This is a genomic window from Nocardia sp. NPDC005825 (assembly GCF_040630175.1).
Lineage (GTDB): Bacteria > Actinomycetota > Actinomycetes > Mycobacteriales > Mycobacteriaceae > Nocardia.
On record NZ_JBEXXC010000004.1, the window covers coordinates 547,889 to 573,032 of the forward strand.

Sequence of the window (25,144 nt, forward strand, 5' to 3'; positions counted from 1 at the left end):
CCGGTCAGTCCACCGTCCCCGCGTTTTTCACAGGTTTGTCAACACTGTGCACAGGTGTGTCGTTCGCTCCGAAGCGATGGGTCGCCAAACCTGCTCAGCCCGGCAGCCGCACCGGCATCAACAGGTAGATGTAGTTTCCGGCCAGCGCCGCGAAGGCGCCCGACTCCAGCTGCGCGGGCTCCTCCTCCGGCGCGGGCAGGAACACCGCCGGACGGCTGGGCGTGGTGAAGCCGAAGGTCACTCGGTCCGAATGCGCGGCGGAGAGGCCGTCGAGCAGGTAGCCGGGGTTGAAGGCGATGGTCAGCGGCTCACCGCGGAAATCGGCGACCAGCCATTCCTCGGCGCGACCGGCGTCGTCGCCACCGGCGGAGAGCAGCAGGCCCTCCTCGGAGAACTCCAGCCGCACCTGGGCGCCGCGCTCGGCCACCAGGGCCACACGCTTGATGGCCTCGGTCAGGGCGCTCACCGCGATGGTCGCGAGCGAGGTGTGCTCCTTGGGGAGCAACTGGCGGAACTTGGGGAATTCCGCGTCGAGCAGGCGCGTGGTGGTGCGGCGGCCGCCGTTCACGATGCCCAGCAGGCCGTCGGTGCCGGTGCCGAACGCCAGCTGCACCGGCTGATCGGAGGCGCCGAGGGTCTTCGCGGACTCGGACAGGGTGCGAGCCGGGACCAGGACCGCGGTCTCCACATCCGCACGGCCCGGCTGCCACTCCAGTTCGCGCACAGCGAGCCGGAAACGGTCGGTGGCGGCCAGGACCACCTTCGGGCCCTCGATCTCCACACGGATGCCGGTGAGCATGGGAAGGGTGTCGTCACGGCCGGCGGCCACGGCCACCTGGGAGACGGCCTCGGAGAACAGATCCACGGCGAGCTCACCGGTCTGCGGCGGGAGCTCGGGAAGCTGGGGATAGTCCTCGACGGGCATGGTCGGCAGCGAGAACTTGGCGCTGCCACAGGCGATCAGCACGCGGGTGCCGTCCACCGACACGTCCACCGGCTTGTTCGACAGCGCCTTGGTGATATCGGCCAGCAGGCGGCCCGACACCAGCACCTGGCCCGGACCGGCGACCTCGGCGGCCACCCGCATCTGCGCGGAGACCTCGTAATCGAAACCGGAGACCGTCAGGCCGTCCTCGTCAGCCACGAGGAGTACGCCACCGAGCACGGGCACCGGAGGCCGCGACGGCAGGCTGCGGGCCACCCAGGCTACGGATTCGGCGAAGTCCTCGCGGGCGACCCGAAACTTCATGCTTGCAAGCTCCATCGCCCGGTCTGTCCTCTCCACTGGGGGTCGTTCGGATCTCGAAACGGTAATCGGCAGTCTCGCACACGGGGCCGACACCAAACCGTACCTGCGCCAGACCGACCCGCCTACGCCGACCCACCGAGCCTTTGCCCCGACCCTGCCGAGCCTGCCGTTGCGAACCGGTCCCTCTCCCTTCTCCTCCCTGCCTCCCGATCGGGTGTGGAGGAGCTGCCCATCGCACCGTGCCCTCCCAACCCGAGTTTCCACACACCCTGTTTTAGAAGAACCTTCTCTAGATGAAGAACTGAAGTAGTAGTAGGTCCTGTTAGTTCTGTGGACTTCGCCTGTTTCCGCAGGTCCGACCGGGCGGCGGCGTGGGGATGTCGTTGGGGTGGCTCGAGGATGAACAGCCGGTGCTTGTGGAGTCCGCCGGGAACTCCCCAGCCATCCTCGAGTGATCCTCGAGTTGCTCCCCCGAAACGGGCCGGGATACCCACATGAGGATGGAACCGGGGACTACCCCGTGGATTCCTCGAGGACCTGACAGGGACTCCTCGAGGAATCCACAAGCCGAAAACCCCATCCGCGCAGCTCAGCCCTCGAGGATGAATTCACCTGTGGGATCTGTGGATCAACACCTGTGCACCACTGTGAGTAGCGACCTGTGCGCAACCCCGTGGACAACAGTGGGATTCCTCGAGGACTCCACACCCTTTCCTCGAGGACTCCTCGAGGAATCCACAACCCCGGAAAGCAAAGAACCCCACGTCAGACGACGTGGGGTCCTGTGGACTGTGGATCAGCGCGAACGCTGTTTAATTCGGGCTGTGAGTTCTTGAACCTGGTCGTACACACGGCGCCGCTCGGTCATCTCCTTGCGCACCTTCTTCTCCGCGTACATGACCGTGGTGTGGTCGCGACCGAAGGCCTGGCCGATCTTCGGCAGGGATAGATCGGTGAGTTCACGGCACAGGTACATGGCGATCTGCCGGGCCTGCGCCAGCGGCCGCGCCTTACCCGGACCGGTGAGCTCTTCGAGCGTGGTGTTGAAGTACTCCGCGGTCACGGCCATGATCGTGGCCGCCGTGATCTCCAGCGTCGCGGTGTCGGGCATCAGATCCCGCAGCACCACCTCGGCCAGCGACAGATCCAGCGGCTGCCCGTTCAGCGACGCGAACGCGGTGACGCGGATCAGCGCGCCCTCCAGCTCGCGGATATTGCGCTCCACCCGGCTGGCGATCAGTTCGAGCACGTCGTGCGGCACATCCAGGCGGTCCATGCGGGCCTTCTTGCGCAGGATCGCGATGCGAGTCTCCAGCTCCGGCGGCTGCACATCGGTGATCAGACCCCACTCGAACCGCGTCCGCAGCCGCTCCTCCAGCGTCGCCAGCTGCTTCGGCGGCCGGTCGGAGGACACCACGATCTGCTTGTTCGCGTTGTGCAGGGTGTTGAAGGTGTGGAAGAACTCCTCCTGGATGCCTTCCTTGCCCTCGATGAACTGGATGTCGTCCACCAGCAGGATGTCGGTCTCCCGGTAGCGGCGCTTGAACGCCACCTTCCGGTCGTCACGCAGCGAGTTGATGAAGTCGTTCGTGAACTCCTCGGTGGACACGTACTTCACCCGCATGCCCGGGAACAGCCGCTGCGCGTAGTGGCCCGCCGCGTGCAACAGGTGCGTCTTGCCCAAACCCGAAGCGCCCCAAACGAACAGCGGGTTGTAGGCGCGCGCCGGCGCCTCCGCGATGGCCACCGCCGCGGCGTGCGCGAAGCGGTTGGACGCGCCGATGACGAAGGTGTCGAAGGTGTACTTCGCGTTCAGACTGGCCGAGGACGGCGCGGGCGCCGGCTCCCGCTCGGGCGGCCGGTTGAAATACGTCGGCCACGAATTGCGGACATTGACCACCGGCTCGTCGTCGTGCGGCTCGTCCATCGGACGGCGCGCGGCCGGTTCCTCCGAGTAGCGCGGCGCGGGCTCCTCGTAGCGGGCCGCCGGTTCGTCGGCATAACGCTGCGGCGCGGGCTCGTCGGAATACCGTTGCGGCGCGGGCTCGTCCGCGTAGCGCTGCGGGGACGGTTCGTCGGCGTAACGCTGGGACACGGGTTCATCCGCGTAGCGCTGCGGCGCGGGCTCCTCGGTGTACCGCTGCGGGGCGGACCGGACCGGTTCGTCGTCGGGATCCGGGGAGAACAGGGACTCCTGTCCCGGCGGCATGGGCGCGCCGCGATGGTTGTCCCGCCGCCGGTCGGGCCGCTGGCCCAGGGGCGCGGCGGCCGGTTCACCACCCGGCAACGGCCGCTCGGGCGCGGCCGGACGGTCGGCGGTGACGGGCGGCAACTCATCGGCCATCGGCGGCTGCCCATATTCCACAGGTGGATAAGCATCGCGCTCGTCGTACTCGCCCGGGTACTCCTGGGGAGGTAGGTAGCGCGGCGCGTACTCCGGCTGGGACTGGTACGAGGGCTGTGGACGCTCGGCCATCGGCGGTTCGGGCGCGTACGCCGGGGGCGTCGGCTCGGGCTCGCGGGGACGCTCCGGGCGGGAGGTCATGCGGGCGTGCCGGGGCGCGTTCGCGGACCGTCCGGCGGGCGGATTCTGCTGCGCGCGGATGCGCACGCCCAGGCCCTCGACCTGAAGTCCGCGGCGGGCGAGAGAGCGCAGAATCAGCTCCCGCAGGTCGCGTTCGACCGTCACCTGCGCCATCGTGCCGGGCACCGAGAGCAGGGCGAACCCCTGTGCGAAGGTGATCGGTTCGATAGTGTTGAGCCACGCCTTGTGAGCCTTGCTGACCGGCTGGATCTCCCCATCCGCGGAGCCACTCGCCAATTCGGCGATCACCTCCGGCCAGACAGCCGTCAGCACATTCTGCTCGTCGTCCACGAACGTAGTCCTCCCCGGATGTAGGTCGATAGGAGCAGACGGTTGCGCTGCTCGGCTCCCCCAGTCACCGGGCGTCGGCGGGTACCGTCGGCCCTACGAATATGCCACTCCAGGGGTATTTCCACACAATTATCCACAGATGTGGACAACCTGGGGATACACGTGTCCGCGTGTCTGATTCCTCGGATCCGGCGCGTACCTGCGGCTTCACAGCTACCAGCTGGCAATACCGCTCGCGGGGCGGAGGACGAGGCCATCCGCGGTCACCGGAAGGGACTGGGAAGGACCGTACACGACACCGGTGCTCCGACACGAACCCTCACCGGACGCCACGCGGAACGATCGATCCAGTCCCGCGAAATCGGGCCTCGACCCCCGGGTTTGACCCTCGTCCAGGGGGTAAGTACCCTTCTACAGTCACCCTATGGTGCGGTGGCGGCTGTCTGCTGCCCGTGCCGACAAGGGTATTGCGCCGAGGGACTCCCGTCCGTCGAGAGCACCGTTTCACCGAACAGCTTCGGGCGTCACCAGACGTCCACCACTTAGAGGAGTGTTGACCGTGGCCAAGGGCAAGCGGACGTTCCAGCCGAACAACCGTCGTCGGGCGCGCGTCCACGGCTTCCGTCTCCGGATGCGGACCCGTGCGGGTCGCGCCATCGTGTCGGCTCGTCGTGGCAAGGGCCGCGCCAAGCTGACCGCCTGATTCGGAAACCCCGGATGCGGCGTCGTATGAGCGACTCGCCGTCCGGTCTCCGGTCCCCCATCCGCCCGCACTCCGCTGGACGCTCAGGTGCTGCCTGAGCCCTACCGGCTGCACCGGCGCACCGACTTTTCCCGGACGGTGCGCCAGGGCCGGCGGATCGGGAGACGGGACCTCGTTGTGCACGTACTGCTACACGACGATCAAGCGAACGGATCGACCCCGGCTATCCGGGTGGGCGGTCCGCGTTTCGGCTTGATCGTCAGCAAGGCGGTGGGTCCGGCGGTGGTACGCCACCGGGTGGCCCGCCGCCTGCGTCATATCTGCGCAAGCCTGACGGCCGAATTGCCCGGCGGCGCAGATGTTGTCATTCGCGCCCTCCCGGGTGCCGCCGACGCGCCCTCCGAAGAACTGCTGCGCCAGTTGCACAGTGGGCTGCGCAAGCTCGGCTCCCTCGCATGAACGCGCCGCATTCTTCTGCGGGCGCGCTGCGCGCGGCTGCCGGATTACCGGCCAAAGCTCTGATATTCCTCATCGAGCTGTATCGGACTTACATCTCCCCCACCCGCATGCCGGTGTGCCGATTCACTCCCACGTGCAGTGAGTACGCGGTGACGGCGTTGCGCACCCGCGGACTGTTCGTCGGACTCGGACTGGCAGCCGTCCGTCTGGCGAAATGTGCGCCCTGGCACCCTGGTGGGTGGGACCCCGTTCCGGAGCGCAAGCACCGGCACGCGGCATCAGCTTACGAAGGATCATCGCCCGCGGTGACCGGCGATACGAACGACGGGAGTGCATAGCGCCGTGCTCGACTTCATCTATTACCCGGTGTCGGCCATTCTGTGGTTCTGGCACCAGGCATTCGGGTATGTGCTGGGCAAGAACAGCGGATTCGCCTGGGCCCTGGCCGTGGTGTTCCTGGTGTTCACGTTGCGGCTGGTGCTCTACAAGCCGTTCGTGAAGCAGGTCCGCACCACCCGGCAGATGCAGGAGCTGCAGCCCCAGATCAAGGAGCTGCAGAAGAAGTACAAGAACGACCGTCAGCAGATGACGGTCGAGATGCAGAAGCTGCAGAAGGAACACGGATTCAACCCGCTCATGGGCTGTCTGCCGGTGCTGCTGCAGGTTCCGGTGTTCCTGGGTCTGTTCCACGTGCTGCGGTCGTTCAACCGCACCGGCACCGGGATCGGCCAGCTGGGCATGTCGCCCTACGACAACGCCCACACCCCGAACTACATCTTCTCCGCGGGCGACGTCCAGTCCTTCCTGACCGCACGGCTCTTCGGGGCTCCCCTCTCGGCGTACATCACCGAGCCGGCGAAGGTGCTGGAGTCCTTCGCCGATTACGGCGGCGTGCCGACCAAGCTGGCCATCGCGCTGGTCTCGATTCCGCTCATGGTGATCGCCGGTGTCGCGACCCACATGAACGCCCGCGCCTCGGTGGAACGGCAGTCGGCGGAGGCCGCGGCCAACCCGCAGGCCGCCATGATGAACAAGCTGGCGCTGTACGTGTTCCCCCTCGGCGTGCTGGTCGGTGGCCCGTTCCTGCCCGTCGCCATCCTGATCTACTGGGTCTCCAACAACATCTGGACCTACGGTCAGCAGCACCTCGTCTTCAGCAAGATCGGCAAGGAAGAAGACGAGAAGAAGCAGGCCGCCCTCGAGCGCCGCGCCCAGAACGCCCCGAAGCCGGGCGCGAAGCCGGTCGACGTTCGCAAGAAGCAGTCCGGCACCAAGGTCGAGGACGCCGTGACCGATGCCGCCGACGACGCGTCGCAGAATGGTGTGAACCCCGCGCCCGCCAAGCCGGCCGCCGGCGCCAAGCCCGCCACCGGAAAGAAGCGGTCGGGCAACCGTGGTCGCGCCAACCAGAAGCGGCGTCGCTGAGACTTACAACTCCAGATGAAGGAAACAACCATGACTGTTGAAACCGACGGAGGGGATCCCACTGTGACGTCAGCGACGGCCGCGCCGGGCGCCGCGAGCGACTCCGAGGAAGCGCTCATCGAAGAGGGCGAGATCGCCGGCGACTACCTCGAGCAGTTGCTGGATGTCCTCGACTTCGACGGCGATATCGACCTCGATGTCGAGGGCGACCGCGCCATCGTGAGCATCGACGGCGGCAAGGATCTGGCGAAGCTGGTAGGCCGCCGCGGTGAGGTGCTGGACGCGCTCCAGGAGCTGACCCGGCTGGCCGTGCAGCAGGCGACCGGTATCCGCAGCCGGCTCATGCTGGATGTGGCGGGCTGGCGGGCCGCGCGTCGTTCGGAGTTGAGCGCGCTCGGCACCGAGGCCGGTAAGCGCGTGCTGGAGTCCGGCGAGCGCGAGGCGCTCTCCCCCATGACTCCGTTCGAGCGCAAGATCGTGCATGACGCCGTGGCCGCGATCGACGGTGTCGTGAGCGAGAGCGAGGGTGTCGAGCCGAATCGTCACGTGGTGGTACTCCCCGGCTGACACGCGGATCGCAGAGGTAGGGCCCCCGGGTTTCGGAAACCCAGGGGCCCTACTCTTTTAGCTACAGTCGTCCCCCCGGAAGGATGTTTCACGTGGAACCAGACACCGAGATGACCGCTCCGGGTCCGGTCGATCCCCCGGCCGCTGCCGCGGTCGTTTTCGGCGATCGACTCGACAAGGCCCGGCAGTACTACACCGCGCTCGCGACCGCGGGTGTGGAGCGCGGACTGATCGGCCCCCGCGAGGTTCCCCGACTCTGGGATCGCCACATCCTCAACTGCGCGGTGATCGGTGACCTCATCGCGCCCGGCGCGCGCGTGGTCGACATCGGCAGTGGCGCGGGGCTGCCCGGCATCCCGCTCGCCATCGCCCGGCCCGATCTCCGGATCACCTTGGTCGAGCCGCTGCTTCGCCGGACCGTCTTCCTCGCCGAGTTCGCGGCCGAGGCGGGGCTGGACAATATCGTCATCGTGCGCGGCCGAGCCGAGCAGGCGGGCGTGAAGAAGGAGGCGGGCGGCGCGGACATCGTCACCTCCCGTGCGGTCGCTCCCCTGGCGAAGCTCGCGGGCTGGTCCATGCCGCTGGTGCACGAGCACGGACGGATGTTGGCCCTCAAGGGAATCAGCGCCGCCGAGGAACTCGAGCGCGATCGCGACGAGCTCACCAAGGCGGGCGCGGGTCACGCCGAAGTTCTGGAATGCGGTGTGGGAGTGCTCGAGACGCCCACCTTCGTCATCAGTGCGGAGCGGCTGGCCCGCGCCGAGCGTCGCGCGGAGCGCAAAGCAGGCAGTGCGGAACGCAAAGCGGCGAGTGCTGAGCGCAAAGCCGGGGGTCGTGGGACCCCGCCCTCGAAGCGTCACTGACGAAGCGATGTTTCCCGTGAAACATGCGCCCCTTTGCGATCTTTGAGTCGCCTCGGGTGTGTCGTGGTGCGAAGCTGTGCGTTCAACTTCCGTATTGTGTCCTCTACTGGCAAGCTAATGAACGTCGAGCGATGAACGACTTCCAGCCGATTCCAGCCAGCCCTCAGTGACAACGCAGTGACGCGGCTGCCGCTGCCAGGCGCGCGAATTTCAGCTCGGCCACGTGTCTTTGAGTTCTCGGGGTTAGGAGCCTGTATGTCCAACGGTCCGGCGAATGTTTCACGGGAAACAACGTCTCGGGTTCCCGGCATGCTCGATAGCGGTCCCTTCGATACGGACGAGTTCAGCCGCACCCCCTACGGCAACATCTCCGCCGACACCCCGATTGCCGCCGAGGCGCAGCGCGCCAGCCAGGTGCTGTCGGGAACCAATGCCCACATCCCACGTCCCAAAGAACAGCGCGTCATCACCATCGCCAATCAGAAGGGCGGCGTGGGCAAGACCACCACGGCCGTGAATCTGGCTGCCGCGCTCGCCATCCAGGGCATGCGGGTGCTCGTCATCGACCTCGACCCGCAGGGCAATGCCAGCACCGCGCTCGGTATCCCCCACCAGTCGGGCACCCCGTCCAGCTATGAACTCCTCATCGGCGAGTGCTCGGTCAGCGACGCCATCCAGCAGAGCCCGCACAATGAACGACTGCTCTGCATCCCCGCCACCATCGACCTCGCCGGCGCCGAGATCGAACTCGTCTCCATGGTCGCCCGCGAGGGTCGCCTCAAGGCCGCCATCCAGGAAGCGAACCTCGCCGGGTACGACATCGACTACGTCATGATCGACTGCCCGCCGTCGCTGGGTCTGCTCACCGTCAATGCCATGGTCGCCGCCAAGGAAGTGTTGATCCCCATCCAGTGCGAGTACTACGCACTCGAGGGCGTGGGTCAGCTGCTCCGCAATATCGGTCTGGTGCAGGCGCACCTGAATCCCGGACTGCATGTCTCCACCGTCGTGCTCACCATGTACGACGGCCGCACCAAGCTCGCCGATCAGGTGGCCGAGGAAGTCCGCTCGCACTTCGGTGACGCGGTGCTGCGCTCGGTCATCCCCCGCAGCGTGAAGGTGTCGGAGGCTCCCGGGTACGGCATGACCGTCCTCGATTACGATCCGGGCTCGCGGGGTGCGATGAGCTACCTCGACGCCGGTCGTGAGATCGCGGCGCGGAACTCGGCGCGCCAAGCCGCGCCGGTGCCCGCTTCGGACGCACAATCCGGTGTGTAGATAAAGAATCTCGGTGGCGGTGACGGTGAACAATGGAAGGGGTCGGTAGGCCGATGAGTCAGGCGAAGAAGGGTGGACTGGGGCGCGGCCTCGCGGCATTGATTCCGACCGGACCGGCCACCACACCGGGCGGGCTGGGCAGTGCCGCGGCCAATGTCGTCATCGGCGTCGATCCGAGTGGGCCGCAACCCGCGTCGGCACACCTGCATCGGGTCCCCGATCCGGTCGAGGCGGTCGACGGCGCGGACCCGGGCGCGGTGTACCGGGAGATCCCGCCGCAGCAGATCGAGCCCAACCCGAAGCAGCCGCGCTCCGTCTTCGAAGAAGAGGCGCTGGCCGAACTGGTGCACTCCATCAAGGAATTCGGTCTGATGCAGCCCATCGTGGTGCGTCAGGTCGAGTCCGGGCCGGTCCCCCGCTATCAGCTCATCATGGGTGAGCGGCGTTGGCGGGCCAGCCAGGAGGCGGGGCTGGAGGCCATCCCGGCCATCGTGCGCGAGACCGCGGACGACTCCATGCTGCGGGATGCGTTGCTGGAGAACATCCATCGCGTGCAGCTGAACCCGCTCGAGGAGGCGGCCGCCTACCAGCAGCTGCTGGAGGAGTTCGGCGTCACCCACGAGGAACTGGCTTCGCGGATCGGCCGTTCGCGTCCGGTGGTGACGAATATGATTCGGCTGCTGAAGCTTCCGATTCCGGTGCAGCGCCGGGTGGCCGCGAACGTCTTGTCCGCCGGCCACGCGCGCGCTCTGCTGGCGCTGGAGGCGGGTGCCGATGCGCAGGAGGCATTGGCCGCGCGGATCGTCGCCGAGGGCATGTCGGTGCGGGCCACCGAGGAAGCGGTGACGCTGGCGAACCGGAATCCGGATGCGGCCGCTCCCCCGGCGCCGAAGCGGAAGCCGATTCAGATGCCGGGTCTGCAGGATGTGGCGGAGCGGTTGTCGGAGTCGTTCGACACTCGCGTCACGGTCAGCCTCGGCAAGCGCAAGGGAAAGATCACTGTCGAATTCGGCTCCATCGACGATCTGGAGCGGATTGTCAGCATGATGGAGCAGTCCAGGCCCTAAGGAGGGCCCATCCCGGAGGTCACAGTGGAAACGTCACTGTGACGTTCGGGTTTACGGCCCTGGAGAGGCGTAAAGCGTTGATCGCTTATTCTTGCTGGCGAGCACTGTGTGATGCGGCGTGAGTGTGGATGAATCAGACAGCTGGAGGCTGAGCAGAGCAGTGTCGACCAGCGTGACCGCACTTACCCTCGGCGGACTCGACAAACTTCCGGTGCATGCACGGCGATGCGTGTTCTGGGAGATCGATCCGGCGGTGGCGGCGGATTCCCATAGCTTCAGTGACCCGGTCTTCGAAAAGGAGGCTTGGCTCTCGACCGTCATGTTGCAGTGGGGGTTGTGCGGCCAGGTCGCCGTCGTCGAGGACAAACCGGCCGGCTGCGCCATCTACGCGCCACCGAGTGCGGTGCCGCGCGCGGGTCTGTTCCCCACGTCCCCGGTGAGCCCGGATGCGGTGCTGCTGACCACGCTGAGCGCCGAAATCCCGTTCCAAGGGGAGCAGGTTGGTCAGCAGCTGATCCAGGCCGTGGTGGGCGATCTGGTGCGTCGCGGTGTGCGGGCCATCGAGGCGTTCGGCATTCGCAAGGATCCGCCGACCAGTTCCATGCCCGCCGTGGGTTCCATGTCGCTGCGCGAGCGGATCGGTTCGCCGCTGCGCTCCCCCGCGCCGTCGCCCTCGGGGTGCTCCCCCGAGAACTGCATGATCGAGGCGGACTTCCTGGAGGACGTCGGCTTCAAGGTGGTCGCCTCGCATCACCGGTTCCCGCGCCTGCGGCTGGAATTGGATCACGAGCACCTGTGGAAGGAAGACGTCGAGCGTGCGCTCGATCAGCTCCTCGCGGCGGCGGCGCTCACCATGCCGACCCGCATCTCCACCCGCTGACCACTCCCCCGGCCGGTTCCACCGCAACGAAAAACCCCGCCTCCCGGAAGTTCGGGAGGCGGGGTTGTTTCATGTGAAACATTACAGCCGGTCTGCGGCCGCCAACTCTTCGGCGAGCAGTTCGGCGAATGTGTAAGTCCCGGTGGGCTGGTCGTCCTGGCCCAGCAGGTACAGCCGCTTCACCGAGATCAGGATGGCCTCGGCGATGACGTCGCGCATGCGCGGGTTGGTCAGCACCGACGCGTCGTAATCACTGGTGAGATAGCCGATGTCGACCTGCACGGTCGGCATCTTGGTGAGGCGCAGCAGGTCCCAGGTGCGGGCGTGGGTCCGGCAGTCCTGCAGCGAGGTACGGGCGACGATCTCGCGCTGGATGAACCCGGCCAGCACCTGACCGATCATCGAGGTCGAGCCGTGCGAGTTGCCGAAGTGGAAGCTGGCCACGCCGCTGGCGGAATCGTTGTCACTGCTGGCGCAGCGCAGCGAGATCATCAGGTCGGCGTCGAAGGTGTTGGAGGTCTCCGCCCGCTCGGCATCGGTGGGGTTGGCCCCCCACGGCCGCGACAGGAAGGTTTCCATACCCGTTGCCGCCATGCGGCCTTCGAGCCGGCTGGCCAGATCCCAGAGGATCTCCGATTCGTAGACGTCGCCGAATTCGGTCGGCACCGGCGAACCCTTGTCCGGCCCACCCAGACCCGGATCGATGACGATGCGCTTACCGGTGAGCTGCGGCCCGGCCCGGTGCACCACTTCTTCCTCGGCGATCCGATGCGGATTGCCGCCGGTGACGCGGGCGCCCAGCAGATCCAGCGAGCGCAGCGTGTCCGGACCGCAGATGCCGTCCGAGGAGAGCCCGATCTCCCGCTGGAACGCGGTGAGCGCGTCGTGGGTGTGCGGGCCGAAGTACCCGTCGACCCGGCCCACATAGAAGCCGAGATCCTGCAGCCGACGCTGCAGGGTGGCGACATCGTCGCCGTAGAGCGGGGCGGAGAGCTGGTAGATGAGAGTGCGGGCGCCGAGGCGGTACGAGGCCTCCTTCAGCGCACGGTAGGTGGCCGGGCCGACCACGCCATCGACCAGGAGACCGCGGTGCTGCTGAAAAGCGCGGACCGCGGAGTCCAGATCATGGTCGAAGGTGGCGTCGGCGTCCTTCCAGTACTCCCCGTCCAGACCCGCCGGATCGCTATTGGGATGAGTGTGCAGGAACCCGAGGCTTGCCAGGGTGCTCCGAACCTCTGCTACGGCTGGTCCTGTATCGCCGTGACGAAGTCGGTGCATGCGTGAGAGCCCTTTCCTTCCGCCAACCCGGGTACCCATTCGCGCGGTGGTTCACACCACCGCGCGACCGGAGCGTCGAACGATTGTTTCAGACCCGGACCGAATTTCGGCAACTGTCGAGTGCAGGGATACTAACCCCGGCGCCAGCGTCAGGGGCCGAAGGCGTCGCTCCGCCTCTCCGCGCTTGCCTGTGTAACCACGTAGGCCCCCGCTGGCGCCGAAATTCTATCCAGCGTCGCTAAAGAACTTCTTCGAGTTCGCGCAAGAGGGCGGCTTTGCCCTTTGCTCCGACGATCCGCTTGGTTTCCTTGCCCCCTTGGAACAGGACCATGGTAGGCAACGACAGGATCCCGTAGTGCTTCGAGGTCTCCGGGTTGTTGTCGGCGTCGAGCTTGGCGATGGTGATCTTGTCGGTGTTGGCCGCGATCTCCTCCAGCACGGGGGCGACCATCTTGCACGGGCCGCACCAGGCCGCCCAGAAGTCGACGAGCACGGGCTTCTCGCTGAGCAGAACTTCGTCGGCGAAGGTGGCGTCGGTGACCGTCTTGGTGGCACCGGTCTTGGCGTCGGACATTGCCAAACTCCTTAGTTGTTCACTTCCACCGGCTGACCGGCGTGATCGAGGGTGTTGCTGGTGATGTCACCCTGGTCGGCGAGCCAGCGCTCGGCGTCGATGGCCGCGCGGCAGCCGGTGCCGGCGGCGGTGATGGCCTGTCGGTAGGTGTGGTCCACCAGGTCGCCGGCGGCGAAGACGCCCGGCACCGAGGTGTAGGTGCTCTGGCCCTGGACCAGCACGTAGCCCTCGTCGTCCAGATCGACCTGGCCGCGCACCAGTTCGCTGCGCGGGTCGTGGCCGATGGCGACGAACAGGCCGGTGGCGGCCAGCTCGGAGGTCTCACCGGTGCGGGCGTCGCGCAGGGTCAGGCTGGTGACGCTCGAATCACCGTGCACCGCAGCGACTTCCGAGTTCAGGATGAAGCGGATCTTGTCGTTGTTCTTGGCCCGCTCCAGCATGATCCGGGAGGCGCGGAACTCCTCGCGGCGGTGGATGACGGTCACCGAGCTGGCGAACTTGGTGAGGAAGGTCGCCTCCTCCATGGCCGAGTCGCCGCCGCCGACCACCACGATGTCCTGGCCCTTGAAGAAGAAGCCGTCACAGGTGGCGCAGGCGCTGACGCCGCGGCCGAGCAGCTCCTGCTCGCCCGGGACATTCAGGTAGCGGGCCGCCGAACCCATGGCGAGGATCACGGCGTGCGCCTCGTACACCTCGCCGCCGACCGTCACCTTCTTGACCGGACCGGTCAGGTCGAGGGCGTCCACGTCCTCGGTGCGGATGTCGGTGCCGAAGCGCTTGGCCTGCTCCCGCATCTCCTCCATCAGGTCCGGGCCCATGATGCCCTCGCGGAAGCCGGGGAAGTTCTCGACCTCGGTGGTGGTCATGAGCGCGCCGCCGAACTGGGTGCCCTCGAACAGCAGCGGTTCCAGTTCCGCGCGGGCGGCGTACACCGCGGCGGTGTAGCCGGCCGGGCCGGAGCCGACGATGATCAGGTCGCGAACAGGCGTGCTCAAGATGGCCCTCCGAAGCTGTAGTACAGAATCTCGATCGCTCGAGCATGAGCGAACCGGTCAACAACAGCCTAAAGCCTGTCATTCCCGGGCTTGATTGCCTCCGCTCGCTGCGGCGGGTTCGGGGACGGCCTAGCCGATATCGGTGCGGCCGAGGACCTGCGGATGGCCGGGCGCGCAATTCGTTCCGAGGACGGCGGCTGTGATCTGTGGCGCTTTCGGGCCTTGGAGCAGGACCAGGACACCCGGGGTGCCGGAGAACACGACGCTGCGGCTGCCGAGGACCTGGCGGTCCAGATCGGCGGCGCGTAGGCAGTCGGTGAGGGCGGTGCCCGCGGCCAGGGGGCCGGTGATGTCGTGGCGGCCCATGGCGGTCAGGACGACGCCGGGTGAGAGGGCGGGGTCCAGTTCGTCGGCGGTGGGCTGGGCGGCCGGGGTGGTCGGGCGGCTGCTCAGGGCGTCCACGGCGACGACGGCACCCGCGGCCAGGGCGGCGGCGGCCGCGGCGGCGGTGAGCCAGCGCAGGCGGCGGGACGGGCGTTCGGTGAACTCGGCGGGCTCGGTCTCGTCCTCGTCCAGGTCCGGCGGGAGGAGCGGTTCCTCGAGTTCGCGGGGGTCGAGGCGGCCGGTGGCGAAGATGGAGCGGTCGAGGACCGGCATGGGCGCGGTGGGGATGGGGGTGTCCGCCGCCGCGAGGTCGTCGATCATGCGTTCCAAGCGGTCTGCCACGTCGGTGGGGATGGGGTGGGTGATGTTCTCGTCGCGTCCGAGTTCGCGGAGCCGGTCGTCGACGCCGTCGAGGGCGTCGATGTAGCGCATGGCCTCCGGGTCGCGCCGGACCGCGGGCCACAGCCGTGCGGACTGCTCCGGCGGCAGGCTGCCACCGTGCAGTTCGGCCAGCAGCTCGGTGGAGAAGGTTTCCTCCATTGCCCCTCCAGGGCGTCGAGTGGGAATCACAGACCTGTCTTCGTATCGGACGTACGGGAACCGTACAAGGTTCCCCCAATAGTGCGGTGTTCGAGCGGAATTCAGGTGTTCATTGCCCGGCTGTGTCGGTGTGCAAACGTCCTATTCGCGAAGTTTCATAGCGAGCCTCCGGCGGCCGCGGGCGCAGCGGCTCTTGACCGTGCCCTCCGGGATGCCCAGCAGGGCAGCGGCATCCGCGACGGAGTAGCCCTCGAGTTCCACCGCGACCAGTGCGGTGCGCTGGTCGGCGGGCAGGGTGAACAGCGCCGCGTCGACCAGCAGGCTGGCCTCCAGGGCCGCGAAATCGTCTCGCGGACAGGCGGGCTCGTCGGCGGTGTCCTCGGACAGCGGTTCGGTGCGGCGCAGTTTGTTGCGGCGGATGCGGTCCAGGCAGGCGTTGACCACGATGCGGTGCATCCAGCTGCGGACCTCGGCGTCGCCGCGGAATCCGGCCGCGCCGCGATGCGCGGACAGCAGGGCGTCCTGGAGCGAGTCGGCGGCGTCCTCGGGACTGTAGGAGGCGCGTAGCGCGGTTTGATAGAGGTGGTCGCGATGGCGGCGGAACAGTTCGGCGAAGGCGTGCGGTGCGCCTGCGGCGTGCGCGGCCAATAGTTCGCGATCGCTCGCGTTCGACGGTGACTCTGTCCTCGATGCTGACACTGCGTTCGGTGACGACAATGCATCCCCTCAGAGCGGCGAACTCCCCATGCCGAGAGTTCCAAGATCATATCGGGGACAACGATTCAGCAGCGGTGAATCGCGCGAGAATGCGCAGGTAGCGGGCGTTTGGTTCGTATCACGCGACCGGGTGCGGTCAGCGCTCAGGACGTCGGAGGGGCCCTTCAGACACTTGCTTCGAAGCGGATTTCGGCGATGGCCGACTGGAACTGGCCACCGTTGTTCGCGAGCTGGGTGATCCACAGGAGCACGTACCGGGCGGGCTGGTCGGCCCGCACCGGGATCTCGGTCGTGCCCTCCCCGAGCACCGCCGACCCGACCAGCTGGGTCTGGTCGAGAGTCGGCGAGGCGGTCGGCGAGGTGCGGATCTCGACCTGCGTTCCGGGCGAAGGCGATTCGATGCTCACCTTGGTCAGCTTGGACGGGCTGCCGAGGGTGGTGAGCACGCCCACGCCCTTCTTGAGGGCCGGGAACTGCTGGAAGTAGGCGTCGCTGCGCCAGGTGGTGGTGGGGTTGTTGTCCAGCACGGCCCCGACGCTGCCCATATTGTCCGGGGTGCCCTCCGGGGAGAACACCGTCGCGCCGGTGACCGGCACCGGCACACCGCCGACGGGCGGCGCGCCGACCGGCGTCTGGGTGGCCGCGCCCGGGCTGGGCGGCGGCGTCGCCGAGGTGGTGAGGCCGATATTGCGCTGTTCGTTGAGCGGCGCGTTGGAGGAGCCGGGCGCGAACACGCTCAGCAGCCACCAGATGATGACGCCGACCACGAGCGCCGCCAGCACGCCGAGCCCGACCAGGATCCACATCATCCGCTGCGAGCGTTCCTTCTCGGCGGCGAGCAGTTCCGGATCGGCGAGGGTCTCGTCGGGTGCGCTGGGCGGCTTCTGCCCGAGCCGGAGCACGGGGATGAAGTCGGTCTTCTGGTCCACCACCGACGCCTGCTCCAGCACGTGCTGGACGGTGGCGGCGGTGCGGACGCCCTTGTTGGACTCCAGCGAGCGCACCGCGACCGCGGAGATCTCGAAGGGCACCTCGGGCCGAATATTGCGGGGCTCCACCGGGGTTCCGTCGGGCCCGAAATCGGCCAGCGGCAGTCCGCCGACGGTGATCGCGGTGCCGGAGATGCCGCCGGGGCGGATGGGCCAGTGCGCGGTGATGAGCGCGTAGAGCATGGCGCCGAGCCCGCGCACATCGGACTGCGCGTCGGAGTCGGACAGGGTGCCGGGGAAGGCCAGCACGGCGTCGCCGGAGGCACTGATCCGCACCCGGTCGGGGTGGTCGATGGACAGTGAGCCGCCGCCGCGGTGCGCCATCTCGGCCGCGGCAGCCAGCGCCCGGATGGCGCGGGCCGCGCCGATCGGGGACGGCACGGTGTCGGCCATCTCCTTGAGCGAGCGGCCGGGCGTCCATTCGGCCACCACGATGCCGCCGGAGGAGCCGCGCACCACGTCCAGGACGCGGGCCAGGCCGGGTGAGTTGATCCGGCCCAGGCGCAGGGTGCGGGACAGGATGGCCTGCGGTCCGTCGTGCCCGGAGTTCTCGGTGGCCTCCTGGTCGGCGTCGACGAAGGTGAGGGCCACCTCGCGGTCGAGCTTCACGTCCAGGGCCTGCCAGAACCGCAGGCCGCGCGCGCCGCCGTGCCCGGCCAGCAGCCGGTAGCGGCCGCCCGCCACGGAGGCGCCGGGGGTCAGCTTGGGGCCGCGCTGAATCCGCTTGGTCGGCGATTCCACCCGCATGGGCGGCATCTGCGGCGAGATGGCCTCGTAGACACCGGTTTCGGGACCTGCGTGGTCCCGATCCTCCGGTAGTTCCTCCGGTCCGCCGGAACCGCTCTTGCGGTCCGCGGATTCGGCTCTGACCCCGGGCTTTCCGCCGGCCTCGCCGGCCGGAGGGGTGTCCGTGGAGAGCCCGCCGCCCGCGGCCTGTGCGGATTCGGCGGCCGGGACACCGCCCGCCGCGTCGTCGCTCACCCTCGTTCCTCCTTCGCCCTCATATGTCGAAGACCGATGTGTCGGCGCCGGACCCGCCGCTGCGGCCTCCGGAGTAGTGCGGAAGCCGCCGTCGGGGTTCCGGGCGACGTCCGGCGCGCCGCGGGAGCTGTCCGCGGGCAGGCCGGTTTGGGCAGTTGCGTTTGCCTGCCGAACAGGGTACGGGAACTCCACCTTCTCGGTGAGTTCAACCGCATCCGGTCGGATGACCGGAAGGACCATGGTCTGCGCGTCGAGGTACGGATCGAAGCGGTAGTAGTACGGCGCGGCGCGCAGGTCCGGTTTGGGCAGCAGGGTGGTCTCGTGGAGGTCCTCGAGCGGGGTGCCGTCGAGGTCCAGATCCGGGGCGGGCGGCGTGAAGCCGAGCCGCCGCGACACGGCGACGGTGATGGCCACGATCTCGGGGATGCCGAGCAGGCGCATCAGCCCGAAGGCCACGCCGAACATGACGATGGCGGTGATGCCGACCCGGATGAGTGAGCCGAAGCCGCCGAAGGAGTCCGAGAGCCGGTGCAGGCCCAGCACCTTGTCGACGATGAGCAGCACCGCGCCGCCGGCCAGCGAGGCGAGCACGACGCGCGTGATGGTCTGGCCGACATTGGCCATGCGCAGATCGCCGAGGCTGCGGTGCAGCAGCCAGCCGCCGATCATCGCGCCGGTCACGAAGCCGAGGCCGCGGGCCACGCCGAGCGCGATGACCACGTGTTCGGGCGAGAAGAACACCGGCGCCAGCGCCGACAGCGTGATCTGGACGCTGGTGATGCCGAGGATGATCCAGGTGGGCGTCCACGCCTGTTCGCGGGCGTAGAAGACGCGCAGGTGGATCAGCACCAGCGCGTACGGGATCAGGTTGAACGCGGACCAGGACACGGCTTCGCCGAGGCGGGCCGCGTCGCCGCCGAAGCGGCCGTATCCGTAGATGGCCTCACCGATCTGGGTGCCGGCGAAGGTCAGGAAGGTGACGATCGGCACCAGCGCGATCATGGTGAGCCGGGTGGCCGCGCTCAGATCGTCGACCACGGCCGGTGTGTCGTCGGCGGCGGCGTTGCGGCTGAGTCGCGGCATGATCGCGGTCAGCAGGGTCACGCCGAGCACGCCCCACGGCAGCTGCAGCAGCAGCCACGCGTTCTGGTAGATGGTCGGGCCCGCGACGTCGGCGTGCGAGGCCACGCGCAGGGTGAAGCTGAAGCCGATCTGGCTGATCAGCACGTACAGGATGATGGCCGCGGCCATGCCGCCGAACTGCTTGAGCCGGGCGTCGAGGCCCCACAGCGGCCGCAGGTCGATGCCTTCGCGGCGGATGGCGGGCAGCAGGGTGGCGACCTGGACGGCGACGCCGACGGTGGTGCCGATGCCGAGCAGCAGCAGTTTGGGTTCGCCCATCCGGACCGGGTTCAGCGTCAGCTCGCCGGGGAGCAGGGCGTAGAGCCCGAGCACGACCAGGGCGACGCAGTTGTTGAGCACGGGCGCCCAGGCGCCGGGTTTGAACACCTGGTGGGTGTTCAGGATCGCCATGAGCAGCGCCGACATGCCGTACAGCAGCACGGCGGGCACGAGCATGAAGGTCAGCGCGGTGGTGAGCGCGGAGTTGACCTTGCTGTCGCTGGACAGGAAGACGTGCTCGGTGAGCACCGGGGTCAGGATCAGCGCGATGACGGTTCCGGTGCCGAGCACGGTGAGCGCGGTGGTGAACAGCCGCCGGACGAAGGCCGCTCCCCCGTCGGCGTCCTCGCGTTCGGCGCGGACCAGGGTGGGCACCACGATGGCGGTGAGCACCGCGCCGAGCAGCAGCTCGGAGATCATGTTGGGGATCGAGCTGGCGATGGTGAAGGCACTGGCGATGGCCGGGCCGAGCACGGTCAGCAGCAGCGCCTGTTTCGCGAATCCGGTGATGCGGCTGATCAGCGTCGCCAGCGCGAGCGAGCCGGTGTCGCGCACGAGTTTGGCGTTGGAGTTGTCCGGCTTCTCCTCGGCGCGCGGTGCGGTGACCACGGCCTGCCGGCCCGAATCGGCGTGCCGCTGTGGCCCGGTCGGCGGTCCGGGGCGCGGTGCGGCCATCGGGCGCGGATTCGACATCGGGGGTGTCGGGTAGCGCTGGGAGCCCGGCGGCATCGAGGTGGGCCCGGTTCCGGGCGCGCGGTTGCCCGCGGCGCCGGGGTGTCCCCAGTGGTAGCGCTCTTCGGGCGGGACGTGTCCGGCGGCGGGTTCGGGGCGGCCCTGCTGCGGTCGTCGCATGATGGGCCCGGATTCGCCGGGTGCGGGGACGTGTCTTTGAGGACCGGTCGGTTGACCCGGATAGGGGCGGTTCGGATTGCCCTGCGGATTACCGGGAATCGCCCGCTGTGCTCCGGAGGCGGGGCCCTGCGGTCCGCGCGGTCCGGGGCGGGGCCCGCCGCGTTCCCACGGCGCCGAGGGGGCGCGGCGCGCCTGCGGCGGCCCGTCGGGCCCGTCCTGCCGCCCGCCCGGTCCTTCGTGATGTCCGGGGTGGCCCGCGGCCCGGCCCGATGAGTCCTCCGGTCGGCCGGATGAGCGTGGCCCGCCGTACTCGCTCACCGTGCCTCCTGTCGTTTCATGTCCTGCTTGCGCCCGTGGCCGTCCTGCTCGGGACCGTGGGCGGCGCCGCCGTCGAACCCCTCCTCGTCGGCCGGATCGGACTGTCCGCGGAAGCGGTGCCAGAGCCGGCGACCGACCAGCAGGAGCAGGAGTGCACAGGCGCTCGCCGTAATTATTGCCAACACCTGACCGTAGGCGTTGGATCGCACCGATACCGAGACCGCGTTGCCGAGCGGCACGCCGTCCGGTGTGCTGAGTCCGATCGGAATGGCCAGGTTTCGGCTGTCGGAGACCTCGGTCGGGATCTGGAAGGACCGGTTTCCCTTGGCGGGCAGCTGCTGTTCGCCGATATCGGTGATGTTCGTCTCGGCTGGTGCGTTGATCTTGAAGCGCACCCGGATGGCCACCGGCAGGTCGTTGCGGGCGACCAGCAGCAGGGGGCTCTGTTCGGAGGCGAGGGTGTAGACGCCGCCGGGCGGCAGCACGGTCACCGATCCGTACAGGTTGTCCATGGTTTTGGTGGTCTGGTCCAGCCGCCGCTGGGCATTGGTGTCGGCGGCGGCGCCCCCGGACCGGCGGTCGGTCAGCGACAGCACCCGGATCAGGTCGTCGCGCAGCGGGGTGAGGAAGGCGCGCGGGCTGAGTTCCTGCTGCGGCACGTCCACCAGCGCGCTCATCAGTTCGGTGATGCGCTGGCCCTGCTGGTGTACGGGTTCGGCGTAGTGCGCGGGGACCGCGTCGTCGGCGGCCTGTTCCAGATAGTCGAGTGTGTAGGGCTGCGGATCGGGCTGTTGCGCGAGCAGTTCGGTGAGCGGTCGCGGGGTGGCGAGGTTGTTGCGCAGCTGCAGGTCCAGCAGGGCGAGAACGGAGGAGGCCTCATCCCGGTTGGCCCCCCACTGCTGCGGCGGCACCAGCAGCGCGGAGCGCGGGCGGCCGGGCTGCGGGTTGAGCGCGGTCCAGGAGACGGCCCCGAGCGCGTCCTGCAACCGGGCGGCACGCGAGTCGACGGTGACGTCGTAGCGGGCCTTGTCCGGGGTGAAGGGCGGGGTGGGCGGGTTGGATCCGATGGCGGCGAGCGCGGTGGCGGCCCAGATGTCGAAGGTGGCGGCGTGCGGGGCGGCGGGTGCGGGCTGCGTGGTGGTGCCGCCGGCGGGCGGCGGGCTGACGTCGGCCAGGGTGACCATGTCGGGGGCGCCGGGTTCGGGTGTGCCGCCGGGCGCCGCGGGGGTCGCGGGCGGCGTCTTGGCGGTCAGCAGGTTGGAGCGGCCGTCGGCCGGTGCGACCGCGTTGTCGGCGAGCACGGTGGTGGTGAAGCCGTGGTGCGCGAAGAGCGCGGCGCCCTCGTTGTCGACGGTGCCCGCGTCCGGAATGGCCACGCCGCGCACCGATTTCACGCCGAGCACGGAGTCGACGAGGTCGGCGGGCGCGTTGAGCGCGCGGTCGGCGAGCGTGACGTCCCCGGCGGCGGCCAGCGCGTTCGGGTCGACCTGCGCGAACGGCAGTGCGGTCACGCACATTCCGGGCGCGAGCGTGCGCAGTCGTTCCAGCCATGCCTTGGCGGCCCGGCCGCCGCTGCCGGCCCGGGTGGGTCCTTCGGGGTCGGAGGGGCTGGCCAGCACCCGGTAGTCCCTGGTCATGTCGGACACGGTGATCAGCAGGTCCGGGTCGACGGCCAGGCAGACCGCGTTGATCAGGCTGCGATCGCGGGCGCTGTCGGGTTTGACGATGCTCTCCAGAGCCGAGAGCAGCTGGTCGAGTCGCCCGCCCTGGGCCAGTGAGGCCGCGAGGTCGTCGTCGGTGAGCAGGGCCTGCGCGTCGGGTGCGCCCGGCTGCCCGGCGACCAGGCGGGGCCGGTCGGCCAGCGGCCAGAGCAGGGTGGTGGCGACCGGCGGGGCGTCGACGACGGACGGGGCGGGCTGCCCGGGCGCGTGTTTGGGGTCGGCGGCGCCGGGCACGCCGAGCACGGGCAGCAGGAAGCGGGCGTCGTCGAGGCGCGCCTGGCCGCCGTAGGCGGGTTGCCCGTTCACATTGAGCAGCAGCGGGTAGACGCCGGGCGCGTCGATGTTCAGCGACGAGATGCCGCTGGGCAGCTCGGTTCCGGAGTGCAGGGCGACGGTGACGCTGAACTGCTTGCGCTGTCCGGCGGTCAATTGGTCTGCGACGTCCTGGAATTCACCGGCGACGTCGTAACTGGCCTGGTCCAGGCGCAGCGTGGTGCGCAGCGCGCTGGGGTTGGTGACGGCCGCGCCGCGCTGGATGCGCACGCTGACGTCGTCGACGGGCCGGTCGCCGATATTGGTCACGGTGCCCGACACCACGAAGTAGGGGTCGCTGGCGGCCGTGATGGCGGTCGGTGTCACCGAATCCAGTGACAGCTTCAGGAATTTGGGTCCACTGGTCTGTCCGCTACCGCTGCCGGTGGGCTCGGCGGCGGCAATGGGCGTGCCGATTCCCGGGCCGATTCCCAGTGACGTGAGCACCGCCAGCATTACCGCGACGAGTGACAGCAGCGTGCGCCGCGATCCCGCACGCGTCATTGTCTGCCGTTCTCCATCCGGTCGATCAGTCGGTTGGCGACCTCGGCCAGCCTGCGTTCGTCAGCGTAGGCGAGCCGGGAGTCCAGTTCGCTCAAGGGAACCCAGGCCACCTTGGTGACCTCGACGTCGGCGTCGGAGAGCTCACCGCCCAGTGAGCGCATCAGGTAATGGTGCACGGTCTTGTGTACCCGCCGGCCCTCGGTGACGAACCAGTAGTCGATGCTGCCGAGTTCGGCGACCACGGTGCCGTGGATGCCGGTCTCCTCCTGGACTTCCCGGATGGCGGTCTGCTCGGAGGTCTCGCCCTCTTCGATGTGTCCCTTGGGCAGGGACCAGAGCAGGCGTCCGCGCCGGTCGGTGCGCCCGATGAGGGCGGCGCAGCGCTTCTCGCTGGGGCCGTCGAGGCCGTCCACCACGAGTCCGCCCGCGGAGGTCTCGCGGACGGTGCGCATGCGCGGTTTCGCCGCGCCGGTAGCTTTCGCCGCATTACCGGCCGAACCACGCCGCCGGGGCTGGCGGCGTCGACTGTTCGCACGATCGGCCGGGGACACTGCGTCAGTCTATAGGGGAGGGCGGCTCTGCCCGCCCCAGCGCGGTGGCTCCTATATATACAGAGCTCTCATAGCAGGTAGACACCGGTCGTGACGCGGCACGCCGGATGCCCGTACCGGGTCGCGGGACACTATTCGGGGATTGCGCCCACGTGCGACTAAGCTGCGTCTTCGTGGTTTCGCCGAAGTCCGAGGAAGTAGCTGCTGTCGAGGATCGCCGTACTCGTTTGCTGGCGGCGGCAGCGATAACCCTCGGCACGCTCTCGGATGTTCTGACTCCCCTCGGCGAACTGTTCGCCGCGCACGGCCATCACCTGTATCTGGTCGGTGGCAGCGTCCGCGACGCGGTGCTGGGCCGGCTCGGCACCGATCTGGATTTCACCACCGACGCCCGCCCCGAAGTCGTGCAGGAGTTGATGCGCGGCTGGGCCGACAACCTGTGGGATACCGGCGGCCTGGCCTTCGGCACGGTGAGCGCGGCCAAGGACGGCCAGCAGCTGGAGATCACCACGTTCCGCAGCGACGCCTACGATCGGGTCTCCCGCAATCCGGAGGTCACTTTCGGCGACACGCTCGAGGGTGATCTGGTGCGCCGGGACTTCACGGTGAACGCCATGGCGGTGCGGATCGGCTCGCTGGGCGAGCTGGAGTTCGTGGACCCGCTGGGCGGTGTCGAGGCGTTGCTGGCCGGTGTCCTGGATACGCCTGCGCTGCCACAGGATTCGTTCGCCGACGATCCGCTGCGCATGCTGCGCGGCGCGCGTTTCGTCGCACAGCTGGGTTTCGAGCTGGCCCCGCGGGTGCGGGCGGCGATCGTGGAGATGGCTCCCGAGATCGACCGCATCACCGCCGAGCGGGTGCGCACCGAGCTGGACAAGCTGATCGGCGGCGAGTACCCGACAGACGGTATCGACATCATGGTCGAGACCGGTCTGGCCGAGCGGGTGCTGCCCGAGGTTCCGGCCATGCAGCTGGAGATCGACGAGCATCACCAGCACAAGGACGTCTACCAGCATTCGCTGACCGTGCTGCGCCAGGCGATCGACCAGGAGGACGGCGATCCGGACCTGGTGTTGCGCTGGGCGGCCCTGCTGCACGACATCGGCAAGCCGCCGACCAAGCGCAATGAGCCCGGTGGCGGCGTCAGCTTCCACCATCACGAGGTGGTGGGCGCGAAGATGGTGCGAAAGCGCCTGCGCGCCTTGAAGTATCCCAAGCAGTTCACCGAGGACGTGGCGCGGCTGGTGTACCTGCACCTGCGTTTCCACGGTTACGGCAAGGGCCAGTGGACCGATTCGGCGGTGCGCCGCTACGTGACCGACGGCGGCGACCTGCTCCCCCGCCTGCACAAGCTGGTCCGCGCCGACTGCACCACCCGCAACAAGCGCCGGGCCGCCGCGCTGCGTTCGACCTACGACGGCCTGGAGACGCGCATCGCGGCGCTGGCCGAGCAGGAGGATCTGGCGCGGGTGCGGCCGGACCTGGACGGCAACGCGATCATGGAGCTGCTGGATCTGAAGCCGGGCCCGGATGTCGGCAGGGCGTGGCGCTTCCTGAAGGAACTGCGCCTGGACCGCGGTCCGATGACCCGCGATGAAGCCGAGGCGGCGCTGCTCGAATGGTGGCCGACGCAGAAGTAGCGGTCCCAGCGGTAAGGCGTT

At 68.6% G+C, this 25,144-nt stretch carries 20 protein-coding genes; 10 read left to right on the forward strand and 10 right to left on the reverse strand.

Annotated features, from left to right (window positions below):
* Positions 1 to 94 precede the first annotated feature (94 nt).
* Together dnaN and dnaA are read right to left on the reverse strand one after the other, a co-directional pair.
* Positions 95 to 1,264, reverse strand: coding sequence for a DNA polymerase III subunit beta (gene dnaN, locus ABZ382_RS14795; protein ID WP_357088495.1), 1,170 nt, complete (start codon positions 1,262 to 1,264; stop codon positions 95 to 97).
* 781 nt (positions 1,265 to 2,045) lie between these two features.
* Positions 2,046 to 4,124, reverse strand: coding sequence for a chromosomal replication initiator protein DnaA (gene dnaA, locus ABZ382_RS14800; RefSeq protein ID WP_357088498.1), 2,079 nt, complete (start codon positions 4,122 to 4,124; stop codon positions 2,046 to 2,048).
* Positions 4,125 to 4,683: 559 nt separating this feature from the next.
* On the opposite strand from dnaA, the gene rpmH reads away from it, so the two are divergent.
* The 9 genes from rpmH (at position 4,684) to ABZ382_RS14845 (ending at position 11,366) form a co-directional block, all read left to right on the forward strand.
* Positions 4,684 to 4,827: a 50S ribosomal protein L34 gene (rpmH, locus tag ABZ382_RS14805; protein ID WP_033085250.1), complete on the forward strand. Its 144-nt coding sequence runs from the start codon at positions 4,684 to 4,686 to the stop codon at positions 4,825 to 4,827.
* Between the two features lie 87 nt (positions 4,828 to 4,914).
* On the forward strand, positions 4,915 to 5,286 hold the full coding sequence (rnpA, locus tag ABZ382_RS14810; protein WP_357088500.1) for a ribonuclease P protein component: 372 nt from the start codon (positions 4,915 to 4,917) through the stop codon (positions 5,284 to 5,286).
* Positions 5,283 to 5,624 (forward strand): membrane protein insertion efficiency factor YidD, encoded by a 342-nt coding sequence (yidD, locus tag ABZ382_RS14815; protein WP_357088502.1) that lies wholly within the window; start codon positions 5,283 to 5,285, stop codon positions 5,622 to 5,624. Before rnpA ends, yidD begins: the two co-directional genes overlap by 4 nt.
* 4 nt (positions 5,625 to 5,628) lie before the next feature.
* Positions 5,629 to 6,711 carry a membrane protein insertase YidC gene (yidC, locus tag ABZ382_RS14820; protein WP_357088801.1) on the forward strand — a complete coding sequence of 361 codons (1,083 nt, stop codon included), beginning with the start codon at positions 5,629 to 5,631 and terminating at the stop codon, positions 6,709 to 6,711.
* Between the two features lie 30 nt (positions 6,712 to 6,741).
* On the forward strand, positions 6,742 to 7,278 hold the full coding sequence (locus ABZ382_RS14825) for a protein jag (protein WP_357088504.1): 537 nt from the start codon (positions 6,742 to 6,744) through the stop codon (positions 7,276 to 7,278).
* Positions 7,279 to 7,361: 83 nt separating this feature from the next.
* On the forward strand, positions 7,362 to 8,141 hold the full coding sequence (gene rsmG, locus ABZ382_RS14830; RefSeq protein ID WP_357088507.1) for a 16S rRNA (guanine(527)-N(7))-methyltransferase RsmG: 780 nt from the start codon (positions 7,362 to 7,364) through the stop codon (positions 8,139 to 8,141).
* A gap of 255 nt (positions 8,142 to 8,396) precedes the next feature.
* Positions 8,397 to 9,419 (forward strand): ParA family protein, encoded by a 1,023-nt coding sequence (locus tag ABZ382_RS14835; RefSeq protein ID WP_357088510.1) that lies wholly within the window; start codon positions 8,397 to 8,399, stop codon positions 9,417 to 9,419.
* Between the two features lie 53 nt (positions 9,420 to 9,472).
* Positions 9,473 to 10,486 carry a ParB/RepB/Spo0J family partition protein gene (locus ABZ382_RS14840; protein WP_357088513.1) on the forward strand — a complete coding sequence of 338 codons (1,014 nt, stop codon included), beginning with the start codon at positions 9,473 to 9,475 and terminating at the stop codon, positions 10,484 to 10,486.
* A gap of 160 nt (positions 10,487 to 10,646) precedes the next feature.
* Positions 10,647 to 11,366: a GNAT family N-acetyltransferase gene (locus ABZ382_RS14845; protein ID WP_357088516.1), complete on the forward strand. Its 720-nt coding sequence runs from the start codon at positions 10,647 to 10,649 to the stop codon at positions 11,364 to 11,366.
* An 81-nt stretch (positions 11,367 to 11,447) separates the two neighbouring features.
* Here ABZ382_RS14845 and ABZ382_RS14850 read toward each other — a convergent pair whose 3' ends face one another.
* The 8 genes from ABZ382_RS14850 to ABZ382_RS14885 all read right to left on the reverse strand — a co-directional run bounded on the left by ABZ382_RS14850 (position 11,448) and on the right by ABZ382_RS14885 (position 23,483).
* Positions 11,448 to 12,644, reverse strand: coding sequence for an N-acetylmuramoyl-L-alanine amidase (locus ABZ382_RS14850; protein WP_357088519.1), 1,197 nt, complete (start codon positions 12,642 to 12,644; stop codon positions 11,448 to 11,450).
* A gap of 238 nt (positions 12,645 to 12,882) precedes the next feature.
* A complete protein-coding gene (trxA, locus tag ABZ382_RS14855; RefSeq protein ID WP_357088521.1) occupies positions 12,883 to 13,218 on the reverse strand; it encodes a thioredoxin in 336 nt (111 codons plus the stop codon).
* A gap of 11 nt (positions 13,219 to 13,229) precedes the next feature.
* Positions 13,230 to 14,213: a thioredoxin-disulfide reductase gene (gene trxB, locus ABZ382_RS14860; RefSeq protein ID WP_357088523.1), complete on the reverse strand. Its 984-nt coding sequence runs from the start codon at positions 14,211 to 14,213 to the stop codon at positions 13,230 to 13,232.
* A 129-nt stretch (positions 14,214 to 14,342) separates the two neighbouring features.
* Positions 14,343 to 15,137, reverse strand: a complete 795-nt coding sequence (locus ABZ382_RS14865) for a hypothetical protein (protein WP_357088526.1) — start codon at positions 15,135 to 15,137, stop codon at positions 14,343 to 14,345.
* Between the two features lie 141 nt (positions 15,138 to 15,278).
* On the reverse strand, positions 15,279 to 15,836 hold the full coding sequence (sigM, locus tag ABZ382_RS14870; RefSeq protein WP_357088528.1) for an RNA polymerase sigma factor SigM: 558 nt from the start codon (positions 15,834 to 15,836) through the stop codon (positions 15,279 to 15,281).
* 182 nt (positions 15,837 to 16,018) lie between these two features.
* Positions 16,019 to 20,077, reverse strand: coding sequence for a lipid II flippase MurJ (locus tag ABZ382_RS14875; RefSeq protein WP_357088531.1), 4,059 nt, complete (start codon positions 20,075 to 20,077; stop codon positions 16,019 to 16,021).
* Positions 20,078 to 20,391: 314 nt separating this feature from the next.
* Entirely contained in the window at positions 20,392 to 22,932 is a 2,541-nt protein-coding gene (locus tag ABZ382_RS14880; RefSeq protein ID WP_357088534.1) for a DUF6049 family protein, read from the reverse strand.
* Entirely contained in the window at positions 22,929 to 23,483 is a 555-nt protein-coding gene (locus ABZ382_RS14885; RefSeq protein WP_357088536.1) for an NUDIX hydrolase, read from the reverse strand. Before ABZ382_RS14885 ends, ABZ382_RS14880 begins: the two co-directional genes overlap by 4 nt.
* A 173-nt stretch (positions 23,484 to 23,656) precedes the next feature.
* On the opposite strand from ABZ382_RS14885, the gene ABZ382_RS14890 reads away from it, so the two are divergent.
* Positions 23,657 to 25,123, forward strand: coding sequence for a CCA tRNA nucleotidyltransferase (locus ABZ382_RS14890; RefSeq protein WP_357088539.1), 1,467 nt, complete (start codon positions 23,657 to 23,659; stop codon positions 25,121 to 25,123).
* The last annotated feature ends 21 nt before the right edge of the window (positions 25,124 to 25,144 follow it).